Origin of the sequence: Candidatus Acidulodesulfobacterium ferriphilum, assembly GCA_004195035.1 — a bacterium.
GTDB lineage: Bacteria > SZUA-79 > SZUA-79 > Acidulodesulfobacterales > Acidulodesulfobacteraceae > Acidulodesulfobacterium > Acidulodesulfobacterium ferriphilum.
Genome location: SGBD01000001.1, coordinates 277,858 through 292,246, shown reverse-complemented (window position 1 = coordinate 292,246; position 14,389 = coordinate 277,858). Strand labels below are relative to the sequence as shown.

Annotated in this window: 11 protein-coding genes; 9 read left to right on the top strand and 2 right to left on the bottom strand. The window is 39.5% G+C overall.

Features of this window, described 5'->3' with window-relative positions:
- Nucleotides 1–31 precede the first annotated feature (31 nt).
- The 3 genes from EVJ47_01490 to EVJ47_01480 all read left to right on the top strand — a co-directional run bounded on the left by EVJ47_01490 (nt 32) and on the right by EVJ47_01480 (nt 5,691).
- Nucleotides 32–2,350 (top strand): hydrogenase iron-sulfur subunit, encoded by a 2,319-nt coding sequence (locus EVJ47_01490; GenBank protein RZD14980.1) that lies wholly within the window; start codon nt 32–34, stop codon nt 2,348–2,350.
- Nucleotides 2,351–2,367: 17 nt separating this feature from the next.
- Entirely contained in the window at nt 2,368–3,540 is a 1,173-nt protein-coding gene (locus EVJ47_01485; protein ID RZD14979.1) for a 4Fe-4S dicluster domain-containing protein, read from the top strand.
- A gap of 81 nt (nt 3,541–3,621) precedes the next feature.
- Nucleotides 3,622–5,691 carry a sodium-translocating pyrophosphatase gene (locus tag EVJ47_01480; protein RZD15535.1) on the top strand — a complete coding sequence of 690 codons (2,070 nt, stop codon included), beginning with the start codon at nt 3,622–3,624 and terminating at the stop codon, nt 5,689–5,691.
- A 70-nt stretch (nt 5,692–5,761) separates the two neighbouring features.
- Here EVJ47_01480 and EVJ47_01475 read toward each other — a convergent pair whose 3' ends face one another.
- Complete coding sequence (locus tag EVJ47_01475) at nt 5,762–7,117, bottom strand: hypothetical protein (GenBank protein ID RZD14978.1); 1,356 nt, start codon at nt 7,115–7,117, stop codon at nt 5,762–5,764.
- A gap of 444 nt (nt 7,118–7,561) precedes the next feature.
- Here EVJ47_01475 and EVJ47_01470 point away from each other — a divergent pair, with 444 nt between their 5' ends.
- Both EVJ47_01470 and EVJ47_01465 read left to right on the top strand, forming a co-directional pair.
- Complete coding sequence (locus EVJ47_01470; protein RZD14977.1) at nt 7,562–8,926, top strand: divalent metal cation transporter; 1,365 nt, start codon at nt 7,562–7,564, stop codon at nt 8,924–8,926.
- Nucleotides 8,927–8,966: 40 nt separating this feature from the next.
- The gene (locus EVJ47_01465; protein ID RZD14976.1) at nt 8,967–9,173 is read left to right on the top strand and encodes a hypothetical protein; all 207 of its coding nucleotides are present in this window, start codon (nt 8,967–8,969) and stop codon (nt 9,171–9,173) included.
- Here EVJ47_01465 and EVJ47_01460 read toward each other — a convergent pair.
- Nucleotides 9,170–9,637 carry a nucleoside deaminase gene (locus EVJ47_01460; GenBank protein ID RZD14975.1) on the bottom strand — a complete coding sequence of 156 codons (468 nt, stop codon included), beginning with the start codon at nt 9,635–9,637 and terminating at the stop codon, nt 9,170–9,172. The genes EVJ47_01465 and EVJ47_01460 overlap by 4 nt on opposite strands.
- 97 nt (nt 9,638–9,734) lie before the next feature.
- On the opposite strand from EVJ47_01460, the gene lipA reads away from it, so the two are divergent.
- From lipA to EVJ47_01440, 4 genes are all read left to right on the top strand, one after another.
- On the top strand, nt 9,735–10,634 hold the full coding sequence (gene lipA, locus EVJ47_01455) for a lipoyl synthase (protein RZD14974.1): 900 nt from the start codon (nt 9,735–9,737) through the stop codon (nt 10,632–10,634).
- Between the two features lie 60 nt (nt 10,635–10,694).
- The gene (locus EVJ47_01450; GenBank protein RZD15534.1) at nt 10,695–11,903 is read left to right on the top strand and encodes an aminotransferase class I/II-fold pyridoxal phosphate-dependent enzyme; all 1,209 of its coding nucleotides are present in this window, start codon (nt 10,695–10,697) and stop codon (nt 11,901–11,903) included.
- Nucleotides 11,904–11,917: 14 nt separating this feature from the next.
- A complete protein-coding gene (locus tag EVJ47_01445; GenBank protein RZD14973.1) occupies nt 11,918–13,219 on the top strand; it encodes a homoserine dehydrogenase in 1,302 nt (433 codons plus the stop codon).
- A 96-nt stretch (nt 13,220–13,315) separates the two neighbouring features.
- On the top strand, nt 13,316–14,377 hold the full coding sequence (locus tag EVJ47_01440; protein ID RZD14972.1) for a threonine synthase: 1,062 nt from the start codon (nt 13,316–13,318) through the stop codon (nt 14,375–14,377).
- The last annotated feature ends 12 nt before the right edge of the window (nt 14,378–14,389 follow it).

Genomic DNA, 14,389 nt, shown 5'->3' with positions numbered 1-14,389 from the left:
GAAAAAAGACATATTCGAAAGAGGAGTGAAAATGGATAATAATTTAGGGATTTATATATGTTCCGGCTGCGATATAGGGAAAAATCTTAATGTGGAAAGGTTAGTCAATACAGCAAAGGATTCGAGTAAGCCAGTTGTATGCGTAAGCCATGAATTTCTTTGCGGACCGGAAGGCGTAAATCTTATAAAAAACGATATTTCGGAAAAAAAGATAAATAAATTGGTAATAGCCGCCTGTTCGATGCGCGCCAAGCAGGACGTATTTAATTTTGACCCGCTTTCTATTCATACCGAAAGAGTCAACCTCAGAGAGCATGTAATCTGGATTAGTCTGCCAAACGACAATAATACGCAGCTTCTTGCCGAAGATTATGTAAATATGGGCGCTTCGAGAGCTAAAAAAGCTGCCTTTCCTGAACCTCTTATTCAGGATTTAAATAAAACCGTTCTTGTGGTAGGAGGAGGCGTCACAGGTCTTAACGCGGCGATAAATTCGGCAAAAGCCGGCTATGACGTTGTTTTAGTCGAGAAAAAATCTAATTTAGGCGGGTTTCCGTATTCAAAATATAAAAAATGGGAAACTAATCCCCCCTTCGATAAAAACATCTGGATAAAAGAGGGACTTGACGGACTTATAAATACCGTCGAAAATTCAAAAAAAATTAAAATCTATAAAAATTCTAAAATAAAGTCCGTATCGGGCGCTCCAGGAAAATTTAGCATTGAGATAGAGCCGGAGGCTGGAGATAGTAAAGCTGAAGTTATAAACGAAACTATAGGCTCTATCGTCGTAGCGACGGGCTGGAAACCTTACGATGCAAAAAAACTCGATTACTTAGGATACGGTTTGACCTCTGATATATTAACTAACATTGAACTTGAGGAGTTGTATTCCGAACTTTCCGAAAACGGCACAACGGAAAGTTTTGCCGTAAAAAGAAAATCCAACGGGAAGGCGGTTAAATCTATCGCATTTATCCAGTGCGCGGGTTCAAGGGACGAAAACCATCTGCCTTACTGTTCAACAGTATGCTGTATGTCATCGCTTAAAGAAGCGGCTTTAATCAGAAAAAATAATCCAAACGCAAATGTTTATATAATATATAAAGATATGAGAACTCCCGGAGAATATGAGAATTTTTATAGAAAAATGCAGAACGACGAAGGTATTTTTATGGTTAAAGGCATTGTTTACGGCGTTTCTTACGACGAAGGGAATAATATTATCAATGTAAAAGTTAAAGATACCCTATTCGGCGGGGATATGGATTTAAATGTCGAGATGGTCGTGCTTGCGTCCGGAATGGTTCCTAATTCCGGCGAAACCATACTGAATCAGGATATAAAATTAGAGGTAAACGCATCGGCAGGGACGGTAACGGCAGGAGCCGAAGCGGCTTCTTGTGCGGCGGTAAATTCCGGCGCATCTGCTCAGATAAATAAAAGCGGAATATTGAATCTTGCATACAGGCAGGGAAAAGAAATGCCGGAACTGGCTTACGGGTTTCCGGATTCTAATTTTATATGTTTTCCTTACGAATCGAGAAGGACGGGAATATATCCTGCTGGTTCCGTCAGGATGCCTCTTGACACCGTTTTTTCGGTGGACGATGCAAAAGGGGCCGTTTTAAAAGCGGTGCAGTGTATTAGACAGACTTCTAAAGGCAAGGCGGTTCATCCCCGTTCGAACGATATGACATATCCGTTTTTCGACCTTCCGAGGTGCACCCAGTGTAAAAGATGCACGGAGGAATGTCCTTTCGGCGCAATAGACGAGGATGAAAAAGGAACGCCGAAACCTAATCCCGAAAGGTGCAGAAGGTGCGGCGTCTGTATGGGCGCATGTCCTGTAAGAATTATATCTTTCAAAAACTATTCGCCTGATATTATTGGCTCGATGATAAAAAGCTTATATGTTCCGGAAGACCCTACGGATGAGAATTACAGAATACTAGTATTCGCATGTGAAAACGACGCGTATCCGGCGCTTGATATATTAGGGCTTAATAAAATAAATTTATCTTCTAATATCAGAGTTGTGCCTGTAAGATGTCTGGGATCTATCAACAATGTCTGGTATGCCGATGCCCTTTCTAAGGGTATTGACGGAATACTTTTGTTAGGGTGTAAATTCGGCGACGATTACCAGTGTCATTTCGTAAAGGGTTCGGAGCTTGCATCGTATAGAATGGTAAATCTTAAAGAAACTCTTACAAGGCTGGTTCTTGAGGAAGAAAGAGTCAGACAGGTTCAGCTAGAATATACAGACTATATGAAATTGCCTGAAATAGTGGAAGATTTCGTTAATAAAGTTAAATCGCTTGGGCCAAATCCATATAAAGGTTTTTAAGAAGGGGGGGGGTTATTTTGAAAAATACCGTAATAAAAACTGACAACGAGTTAGTTGAATATATAAACGAAGTTGGTGAAAGCAATTTCAAAAAATGTTTCCAGTGCGGAACATGCTCGGCGGTTTGCCCATTATCGACGGAAGACAGACCGTTTCCTAGAAAGGAAATGATACTTGCGGGATGGGGAATGAAAGAGCAGTTAGTAAGCGACTTAGACCCTTGGCTATGTTATTACTGCGGAGAATGTTCCAAAAACTGCCCGAGAAAAGCCGAGCCAGGAGAATTAATGATGTCCCTTCGCCGGTTCTTAATAAGCGCATATGACTGGACGGGGATATCAAAAATTTTATACAAATCTAAATATGCGGAATATATTGCGATATTGATAGTCGCTCTGGGGGTTTTAATAGAATGGGCTGTGCTTTTCGGGTTACATCCCGCGGCAGGCGCTACTCTGGAACAGGCGGTATCTCCCGATAAAATCGATTATTTTTTTGACTGGCCGATTACGGTATTTCTGGGAGTAATGCTGACGTCTTTTATTTATAATATGTTCAGAAAAACGGTTTTAAGCGATAGGGGCGTAAAAATTCCTCTAAAACTTTATTTTACCGAAGGCTGGTCGTTAATGTTCAATTTTTTTACACAATACAGATATGCAAAATGCGACGATTCAGAGGAATCTTCTTCTAAAAAACTTGCGACCGGAAAATACAATTTCTGGCTGACGCATCTTTTTCTTATGATTAGTTATGTGGTACTGTTTGTCGGCATAGTGTTCTTTTTGGACTGGTTTCAGGCTGAAAACAGCCTTCCGTATCTCCACATAATTTTATTCGATTATTTTGCCAGCATAGGACTTATATTCGGTACCGTTTATTTTGTAATTAAGAGGCTTACCAAGAAAATAGAAAGGAGCAAATTCTCTCATCATACCGACTGGATGTTCGTAATCTTGTTATTTTTAACCGGCGTCAGCGGAATAATACTGCGCGCCGCCATAGTATATAATTTCCCGGTTTCTTCGATATTTTATATATATATAGTTCATCTGATGATTTTATTTCCCATGTTAGTCATAGAGGTCCCTTTTTCCAAATGGTCGCATTTGGCATACAGACCAGTCGCAATTTATTTTGCAAATTTAAAAGAAAAAGCTAAAAGCCTTAATAACGTTGAAATTAGTTAATATGTTCAGCATATTTGTTAAATTTAATTTCATTAAAATTTAATCGGGGGGTTTTTGGACATGAATGTCTTTGACAAAGCTATGATTTTTGGAATCATTGCCGGTCTTATCGCCGTTATCTACAGCATATCGGTAACGATATGGGCGTTGAAGCATGATGAAGGTTCCGAGAAAATGAAGCAGATTGCAAAAGCTATCCAGGAGGGCGCAACGGCTTTTCTTAACAGGCAGTACAGAACCGTTGCTATCGTCGGAATTATTATTTTTGTCTTAATTTTTGTCGGCGGAATCTGGATACCGCAGTTTGGAATTCTAACGGCATCCGGTTTTTTACTCGGGGCAATTTTATCGGCTCTTGCCGGTTATCTCGGAATGTTTAACGCCGTAAGGGCAAATATTAGAACGGCTCAGATAGCCCACAAAGGAGTCAAACCAGCTTTAAAGTTTGCATTTAAAGGCGGTTCGGTCACCGGTTTAATGGTTCTCGGTCTCGGTGTTCTGGGTATATCGGTCTTTATGCTTATCGGTCATTCGATAGGCGGTCTTGGCGGAGTAATAAATTCGTTAATAGGCTTTGCTTTCGGGTGCAGTCTTATATCGGTTTTTGCAAGGCTCGGCGGCGGTATTTATACTAAAGCCGCAGACGTCGGAGCGGACTTAGTCGGAAAAGTCGAAGCTGGTATTCCCGAAGACGACCCAAGGAACCCTGCAGTTATAGCAGACCAGGTCGGAGACAACGTAGGCGACTGTGCAGGTATGGCGGCTGACGTATTCGAAACTTTTTCGGTGACGATAATAGCTTCTATTTTATTAGCTTATTCCGTTTTTAGAGGACACGGTTACGGCGAAAGCGCATTAATGAAGGCGATACTTTATCCGCTTTTGCTTGGCGGTATAGCCGTATTTACTTCTATAATAGGCGTTTTTTTCGTAAGCGCTCCCACAAAAGAAAAGATTATGCAGGGTTTATATAAAGGATTATTTGCAACCGGAATAATTTCCGCTATAGTATATTATTTTTTCACGATGTATTTTATGAAAGGCGTCGGCGATTATTCGGCAATAGATTATTATTATTCGGCATTGGTAGGCTTAGTATTAACAGGGCTTATCATCGTCATTACCGACTATTTTACTTCGACTAGCTTTTCGCCGGTAAAATCTATAGCTAAGGCTTCTACTACCGGTCACGGAACAAATATTATCGCAGGGCTTGCCGTAGGACAGATGTCAACCGCCCTTCCTGTTATCGCAATCGCTTTCGGCATTTTGCTTTCTTATCATTTCGCAGGGTTTTACGGCGTTGCGATTGCCGCTTCCAGTATGCTCTCGATGGCAGGCATGGTAATAGCGGTCGATTCGTTCGGACCTATTACCGATAATGCTGGGGGTATCGCCGAAATGAGCGAACTTCCGGAAGACGTCAGGGAAACCACCGATGCGCTTGATGCGGTAGGCAATACGACCAAAGCCGTAACGAAAGGATACGCTATCGGCTCGGCGGCTCTTGCCGCAATAGTTCTTTTCGGAGAATATTCCGATTTGATTAAAGTCGGCATTCCGGATATATCGTTTTCCATAGCTCAGCCCAAAGTTTTAATAGGGCTTTTCTTAGGCGCAATGCTTCCGTACATTTTTGCTTCCCTTGCAATGAAATCCGTAGGTAAAGCCGCTGGAGATATAGTAGTAGAGGTCAGAAGACAGTTTAAAGAGATTCCCGGCATTATGGAAGGCACCGGCAAGCCGGAATACGGCAAATGCGTCGATATAGTTACCAAGTCTTCGCTTAGAGAAATGATATTGCCGGCGTTCATACCTATCGCAGGCCCGATAGTTTTCGGTCTTACGATGGGACCGCAGGTTCTCGGCGGAATTTTATTGGGAACTATCATATCGGGGCTTTTTGTCGCTATCTCTATGACGAGCGGCGGTGCGGCATGGGATAACGCAAAAAAATTAATAGAAAAAGGATTTGAATATAACGGGCAAACATACCGCAAAGGCAGTGAAGCTCATAAGGCTGCCGTAACCGGCGATACTGTCGGCGACCCCTATAAAGATACGGCTGGGCCGGCTATTAACCCTATGATAAAGGTCGTAAACATCTTTACCATCTTAATAATCCCGATAGTTTTAATTTTATGGCATTAATCTAAATCTGGATTAGGTAAGTAAATATAAATATTTAAAAGGCGGGTTTACATTCCCCGCCTTTTTATTTTTAAGGGTTTGTTTCGGGGGTTTTACTTAAGTTTGCGTCAATTGCTTGCGGAGCGGCGTTTTTAGCCTTTCTGCTGTATATAAAAACCCCAACCGTAAGTAATATATTCGTGGTTATGATTACCAGAAAGGCATATTCCGGAAATGCGGATGTTCCAGGGATGCCCTCGTTTAAAGGCATATAAGCCATAATAGCTGTTGCCAGAGCCCTCCCGATCATTGAGAGCATGAAAAACCGTTCTTCCTTAGGGGTAGGCGGCGCATCTTTTATCTTTTTATTATTCTCTAATTTAAAAGCTATCCATACCGCAATATAGCGGGATAAAATAATCAGGACAATTATTATAAAAAATCTGTCAAAAAACTCCCAGTTTAAATTTGCCAGCTCTACCACAACGCCCAAAAATACAAAAAATACCGTCCTTATAAGGAATGAGAACTCATGGTTAAACTGTTTTATGACGGAATTTTTTATACTCATATTAAAAAAGTTAATTTTAAACCTGTTCAGCAAGTCTTCGTTGCCCATTATTATTCCAAAGACGAGTATGGCAATTGCGCCGTTTCCGTGGACATAGTGCATAATTAAAACAAGAACGAGCATAGCGGCAAACGTGACCCCGTAGGCAAATTTTGTTTTTACGAGAACCTTAAGCGCCATATACCAGACAATCCCTAATACCGTGGCTATAAGCCCGGATATGCCGAAAGAATACGCGGTTTGAAAGGCTATTTTACCGTAATTCATGTTTATGGAAGCATGTTTTGCGATACTTATAAGTATAATTAGCAGTATTATCGCAAACGCGTCGTTAAATGTAGATTCGATAGCGATTACGGTTTTGCTTTTTTCGCTTGCGTTAATATTGGGCAAAAGAGGTATTATAACGGTCGAACTGGAACATGAGACGATAGTTCCAAGCATAAGCGATTGAATGAAATCCGCTCCGCCCATTATATAAAAAATAACGCCGACAAAGACTGTTGAAAGAATCAGACCCGATAGAATCAAAATCATCGAAACAAAAGAAGACTTAAAAACGGTAAGAAAATTGAGTTCGAGCCCGCCCTGGAACATAATTAAAACTAAAACCAATGTGCTTAGATAAGGAGCGAAGGATAAAAAAACATCTTGGTTAAACAGGTGATAGATTGGGCCGAGCAGCAGTCCCGCGGCCATTAAAAATAATATGGAGGGCAGCTTGGTGTATTGAAACAGTATTTCTCCCAAAAAACCAAGGATTATTATTATACCAAAAATGCCGATGGCAATGGACGGGGACATAAATTTTTTATTTTTATCTATTTTAAAATTTATTTTAAAATTTGTCTTGACATAGTTTTTATAAAATAGCATACTTTAAAATATAAGTGCAAATAAAAAGCAAATAAAAAGGATAATATTTTATAAAATTTAAATAGAGGAGTTATTTATGCGAAGTGAGCCCGACAGTAGTAACTATCACACTATCATCTGTCATTGTTGTTTAACAAATACAGGAAGTGGCTTTAGCTCATTATTTAAGAGTCTAATATTAAAAAATACAAATTTTTCACCTGCCTCGTCAATTTATCTGATTTAATCCGCTTTGTATAATCTTTTAATATTTCTCTCTTTCAGGTAAGCAGTTAAAGTTACTTATAAAGAGAGAAAAAAATGTTAAAGGATAAAATCCGTAAAGCCTGCTTGGCAATATTTCTTTTAATCCTTGCACCATTTTTCTCCCTCGGCGTTTATAAAGCGTTCAACCTTATGCGGCTCAATGCCTTAAATGCCTTAAATTATCCACATAATTTTTAAATGCGGAGGCGAAAATTGAAAGAAGATTACAAAAATAAACTGGACGAACTGCCTGTCGATATAAAGCTCAGGGCGGTCGACAGGCTTAAGGTTCATCTTATGCGGCAAAAATATGGTTATTTTTCCAGGCTTTGCCTGTTGCTTGCATTAATAGGTCCAGGTATATTGGTTATGATTGCCGACAACGATGCAGGCGGGGTTATAACCTATGCGCAAACAGGCGCTATATTCGGAATTGGATTTTTTATTCCATTTATGGTATTAATGCTTCCGGTTGCCTATATAGTTCAGGAGATGACCGTCAGGTTAGGCGCCGTTACGCACAGGGGGCATGCCGAAATGATATGGAAAAGATATGGAAAATTTTGGGGGCTGTTTAGTCTTTTCGACCTTGTCGTTGCAAATATTTTAACATTGATAACGGAATTTATCGGGATTACGCTTGGCATGGAGGTTTTTGGAGTATCTCCGATAATTTCGTCGATAACGGCTGTTGTCATTATCGCATCTATTCAACTATTTTTGCGTTATTTTACATGGGAGTGGATTAGCTTAAGCATTGCGGCATTTAATCTGGTTTTTATTCCGTTAGTCTTTTTTGTCCCGCATCTCCACTGGGGAGCCGTTGCGAAAAGCTTTGCCTCATGGCATATACCCGGCGGAGTAAGTTCGCTTTTTATATATGTGATTCTGGCAAATCTGGGGACTACCATCGCCCCGTGGATGTTATTTTTTCAGCAGTCTTCGGTTGTGGATAAAGGGCTTACCGTCAAAGATATCAGAGACGGACAGATAGATACCTTTATAGGTTCTTTTGTTATGATAATAGTCGCTATCGCAATAATTATAATAACCGGTTTTACGGCTTATAGCGCGAATAGCACCGCTAAGCTGGATATACAAAATATTCTTTCTATCGTCTCTTTAAAAATGGGTCCTCTTGCAATGAAGCTGTTTGCTTTTGGGCTTGTGGAGGCAGGTCTTATAGCCGCGATAGCCATTTCCGCAAGCACCTCATGGGCTATGGGCGAGGCATTCGGCTGGACAAGAAGCATAAATCTCCCGCCGCTCAAAGGCTGGCACTTTTACCTTCCGGGGCTTGTAAGCATCATGTTTGCGGGGGCAGTAGTTCTTATCCCGAATGTTCCGCTTGGATTTTTAAATTTAACCGTTCAGGTCATAGCTTCCATTTTTATGCCGGCGGCAATGATGTTTTTGCTTTTATTGTTAAACGATAAAGAGATAATGGGGGTTCATGTCAATAGGCCGTGGCAAAATATATCCGCTTTTATTATAGTCGGATTTCTTATGCTGATGAACGGATTATACGGCTTAACGGTAATGTTTCCGCGCATCTTTGGTTAATTATTTTATTATATTCTAAGTTTAATTTACGGAGAATAAAATGAACGAAAATAAGATTATAAAAAAGGTTAATCTGGACGAAGATTGGGAAGAGTTTGTTAAGAACGAAGGACTTCTGGATTACAATAAGATACCGCTTAAAAGAGCGGAGATACGGGGATGGATAAAAATAGCCTTCTGGTTTTTAAGAATTTATATATTGATTATGGTCATAATGGTAATAATAGGTTTTTCGAGGATACATTAACCGTTTATTCTTCTTTTTTCTTTAAAAAAATTTTTTAACAGGAAGGATGATTCTAACTCCATAATTCCCGCAACTATTTCTACATTATGATTAAGCCTTTCATCGTTAAGTGTACTATAAAGCGAATTTACGGCTCCTGCTTTTGGATCTCTCGTTCCGTAAACCAACCTTTTTATTCTCGATAAAACTATTGCGCCGCAGCACATAAGGCAGGGCTCAAGGGTAACATATAAAGAACAGCCTTCGAGTCTCCAGTTATTAAGTTTTTTTTGCGCTTCTAAAATTACCTTTATTTCTGCGTGCATTATGCTTGATTTATCTTTTTCCACAGTATTAAAAGAAGATGCAATCAGTCTGTTGTCTATTGCAATAACAGCGCCGATAGGTACTTCATCGCATTCTTTTGCCTTTTTAGCCTCGCCCAGAGCCAGTTCCATAAATTTAACATCATAATGATAATTCATAAATAAAATTATTAATTGAAATTTGTTCAGATATTATGGTATAAACAATAAGATATTTATTATATAATATAATACATTATGATTTTAGTCTAATAAAATTAGCAATAGTTTTTATAATTTTTATAAAGTGAATAAAAGGCTGCCGGATTATTTAAAAAACGAAATTTTAAAGATAAAGACCAAAAAAGATATTTCTAAAACTTTCCATGTAATAAGGGAAAAAGAGCTTAATACCGTTTGTTCTTCTTCGAGATGTCCCAATCTTAATCTCTGTTACTCAAATAAAACAGCTACATTTTTACTGCTCGGAGATAAATGTACAAGAAGGTGTCCTTTTTGCAATATAGATTATATCTCCGAAAATCAGGTTGTCGATCCGTTAGAACCGCAGAAGATAGCTTATGCCGTGAAATCTCTTGATTTAAAGCACGCCGTAATTACTATGGTTACGAGAGACGACCTGAAAGACGGCGGAGCCGGTATTATAATTAAAACCGTTGATGCAATTAAAAGGAATACCGATTGCCGGACAGTCGAGGTTCTGACATCGGATTTTAACGGTAACGAAAAAGCTTTTATGGATGTCGCTGACAGCGGTATAAATATATTCGGACACAATATCGAAACGGCAGAGCGGCTATATAAAACAATCAGGCCTTCAAGCTCTTATAAGCGGTCTCTAAATATATTAAAAACTGTAAAAGAGGAAAGACCCCATATTACTACAAAATCCGGAATTATGGTCGGCCTTGGAGAGCAGGACGGGGAAGTTTTTAAAACGATAGACGACCTTGCGGATAACGGCATAGATTTTATAACCATAGGGCAGTACTTAAGGCCGTCTCTTCAAAATATTCCCGTTCAACGGTTTGTCCCTTTAAAAAAGTTTATCGAATATAAAGACTATGCAAAAAAAGTGGGAATTAAGAATGTCTTTTCCGCCCCGCTCGTCAGAAGTTCTTTCGGCGCAGAAAAATTTTTTAAACATTCTTTATAATGATTTTGATTGTTTTAAAATTTAAATAAAATTGTGTAAAATTACGGGAATTTCATTATGATAGAAGATTTTGAAACTATAAAAAGGCTTCCTCCTTATGTTTTTGCAGAGGTAAATAAGATAAAAATGGAGGCAAGAAAGCGCGGCGACGATATTATAGATTTAGGCATGGGCAATCCGGATTCGCCTACGCCGGGCTATATAATAGAAAAATTAATAGAGGCTTCCAAAAATCCCAGAAATCACAGATATTCCGTTTCCAGAGGCATATATAAGCTAAGGCTTGCCATAGTAAATATGTATAAAAAACATTACGATGTCGATCTCGATCCGGATAGCGAGGCTATCGTTACCATGGGCATAAAAGAGGGCTTAAGCCATCTGATGCTTGCAACAATCAACAAAGGAGATGTTGCTTTTGTGCCGAACCCTACTTATCCGATACATGCTTACAGCGTTATTATCGCTGGAGGCGATGTCAGAAGCATACCTTTGATTCCGGGAGAGGATTTTTTTGAAAATCTTATGACCGCCTTAAAACAGACATGGCCGAAACCCAAGTTTATAATATTAAGTTTCCCGCATAATCCTACGACGATCACGGCGGAGCTCGATTTTTTTGAAAAATTGGTCGATTTTGCAAAGGATAACGGTATATATATAATTCATGACAACGCGTATGCCGATTTAACATTTGACGGCTATAAGGCGCCCAGTTTTTTACAGGCTAAAGGGGCTAAGGATGTGGGAGTAGAATTTTTTTCCATGTCCAAAAGTTATAGCATGGCAGGTTTCAGGGTTGGATATGCTTTAGGAAACAGGGTTTTAATAAATGCGCTTTCGAGAATTAAGAGTTACCTCGATTACGGGATGTTTCAGCCCATCCAGATAGCCTCGATTATTGCTTTAAATGAAGAGACGAAACATAACGCAATTTCGGAAATGGTTTTGCATTATAAAAAGAGGAGGGATGTTTTAATAGAAAGTTTCAAAATAGCAGGATGGAATATTGAAAAGCCTAAGGCAACGATGTTTGTTTGGGGAAAAATACCTGAGCGGTTTTTAAACGCAGGAATAAAATCGCTCGAATTTTCCAAACTGCTTCTAGATAAGGCAAAAGTAGCAGTTTCCCCCGGCATCGGGTTTGGCGAATATGGCGACGAATATGTCCGTTTTGCCTTAGTCGAAAATGAAATGCGCATAAGACAGGCATCAAAAGGCGTAAAGCATTTTATTAACAATGAAGAATACTTTCACAAGACGGTATAATAAAGGGCGCAAACATGAAAAAAGAAATCAATATCGGGCTTCTGGGTTTTGGAACGGTCGCTTCAAGCCTGTATCATATATTTAATGAGCGAAAGAAAGAAATCAATTCTCTCTTTTCCGTCCCCGTTAATATTAAAAAGATATTTACAAGGGGGAACAGCCACCCCGTCCCCGAAAATGTAAAAGGATTTTTGGTTAAAAATATTGACGAAATATTGGAAGATAAAGATATAGATATTATAATAGAACTTATCGGAGGTATCGGTCCGGCTAAAGGCTTTATAACAAAGGCCGTAAATAACGGAAAGAGTATTATTACGGCAAATAAAGCCCTTTTGGCGGAACACGGCGAAGAGATATTTAAACAATGTCTGAATAAAAATGTCCACATAGGATTCGAAGCGGCGGTCGGCGGAGGAATCCCGATTTTAAGGGCAATAAAAAACGGTCTTGCGGGGGATTCTATAAAATCGGTTTATTCCATAATTAATGGAACCTCAAATTTCATACTTTCAAAAATGACAAATGAGGGTGGAAAATTTGAAGATGTTTTAAAAAAGGCTCAGGAAAAAGGTTATGCCGAAGCCGACCCTTCGCTCGATATAAACGGCACCGACAGCGCCCATAAGCTTGTTGTTCTCGGGAGGCTCGCCTTTTCCACAAGTTTGTCTATAAAAGATGTTATAATAGAAGGCATAAAAGACATAAATCCTTTGGATGTCAATTTTTCAAAAGAGCTTGGTTATACCATAAAGCTATTGGGAATACTTAAAAATGAAGATTCAAGAATAGAAATAAGGGTTCATCCTACCTTAATACCTTCCTCCTGCCTTTTATCAAAGGTCGATGGAGTGTTTAACGCATTTTTCTTGAATACAAAATATGCGGGACCATTAAGTTTAACAGGATACGGCGCAGGAGGCAACCCGACGGCAAGCGCCGTTATGGGAGATTTAATGGAAATCGCCGGTAAAATTATAAACAACGATAATCATCACGATTTTATTATTTCGGAAAATATTAATAAACTTAAAGTCAAGAGTAAAAACGAGATAATTTCAAGATATTATCTCAGGTTTTCGGCTATGGACAGGCCGGGCGTTCTTGCAAAAATAGCGGGTATATTGGGTGAGAATTCGATTAGCATCAGCTCCATGATTCAAAAGGGCAGAAAAGTCGAGGGTTCTGTTCCGATAGTGATTACAACCCATGAAGCCAATGAGGAAGACCTGTTTAAAAGCGTAAAATTGTGCGATAATCTTGATGTGGTTTCCGCAAAAACAGTCGTTTTAAGAATAGAAGACCGCATTAATTAGCCGTTTTTTAATAATTATGGGGGTATTTCTCTGATTTTAAACGATATGTTATTTCCATCCCTTTGCGGGAGGGGTTAGAGGAGGGTAATTTTGATAGTGCCTAATTATGAAGGAATAATAAAAAGATATAGGGAGTTTTTGCCTAAAATAGACGATAAACATATTATTACTATTCTCGAAGGCAATACCCCTTTGATAAAATCAAGGAATATTCATAAAATTATCAATCCCGGCATCGATATATATTTTAAGTATGAGGGATTAAATCCAACCTGTTCCTTTAAAGACAGGGGTATGACCATGGCCGTATCCAAAGCCGTTTCCGAAGGGTCAAAAGCCGTTATTTGCGCCTCGACGGGAAATACCTCCGCCTCCGCCTCCGCTTATGCCGCGAGGGCGGGAATAAAATCGTTTGTTTTAATTCCCGAAGGAAAGATCGCCGCAGGCAAACTATCCCAGGCTCTTGTTCACGGTTCTATCGTGATGCAGATACAGGGAAACTTTGATGAGGCTTTAGTTATCACAAGGGAGATTGCGGGAGATTACGATGTTACTCTTGTAAATTCGGTAAATCCTTACAGGTTAGAGGGGCAAAAAACTGCCGCTTTCGAAATTATAGACGAGCTTGGTTTTGCTCCCGATTATCACATGCTTCCGGTCGGAAACGCGGGAAACATAACCGCATATTGGAATGGATACACGGAATATTTTAAAGCAGGAAAGGGGGGTAAGCTGCCTAAAATGCTCGGTTTTCAGGCAGAAGGCTCCGCCCCTATCGTTTTAAATCATATAGTAAAAGAACCGCATACGGTTGCAACCGCTATTAGAATAGGGAACCCCGCAAGCTGGCAAAAGGCTGTTGCCGCAAGAGATAAATCCGGGGGCTTAATCGAAGCCGTGAGCGATGAAGATATATTAAAGGCTTATTCTATGCTTGCCTCAAATGAGGGGATATTTTGCGAACCGGCTTCGGCAATAACGCTTGCAGGCTTAATCAAGTTAAACGAAAGAGCATTTTTTAAAAAAGGAGATGTTTGTGTTTTAACCTTAACGGGTCACGGGCTTAAAGATCCCGGAAATGCGATAAAGGTCTCGAAAGAACCGATTATTGTTCCATGCGATAAACATTCGGTACTCAAGGTTATGGGATTAGCCTGAATTATAAATTAT

What these genes read in the sequence shown, in the direction of transcription:
- EVJ47_01465 (RZD14976.1), top strand. Translation starts at nt 8,967, where the DNA reads ATGAACGAAAATAAGATTATAAAAAAGGTTAATCTGGACGAAGATTGG.
- EVJ47_01460 (RZD14975.1), bottom strand. Translation starts at nt 9,637, where the DNA reads ATGAATTATCATTATGATGTTAAATTTATGGAACTGGCTCTGGGCGAG.
- EVJ47_01470 (RZD14977.1), top strand. Translation starts at nt 7,562, where the DNA reads ATGCGGAGGCGAAAATTGAAAGAAGATTACAAAAATAAACTGGACGAA.
- EVJ47_01445 (RZD14973.1), top strand. Translation starts at nt 11,918, where the DNA reads ATGAAAAAAGAAATCAATATCGGGCTTCTGGGTTTTGGAACGGTCGCT.
- EVJ47_01480 (RZD15535.1), top strand. Translation starts at nt 3,622, where the DNA reads ATGATTTTTGGAATCATTGCCGGTCTTATCGCCGTTATCTACAGCATA.
- EVJ47_01475 (RZD14978.1), bottom strand. Translation starts at nt 7,117, where the DNA reads ATGCTATTTTATAAAAACTATGTCAAGACAAATTTTAAAATAAATTTT.
- EVJ47_01490 (RZD14980.1), top strand. Translation starts at nt 32, where the DNA reads ATGGATAATAATTTAGGGATTTATATATGTTCCGGCTGCGATATAGGG.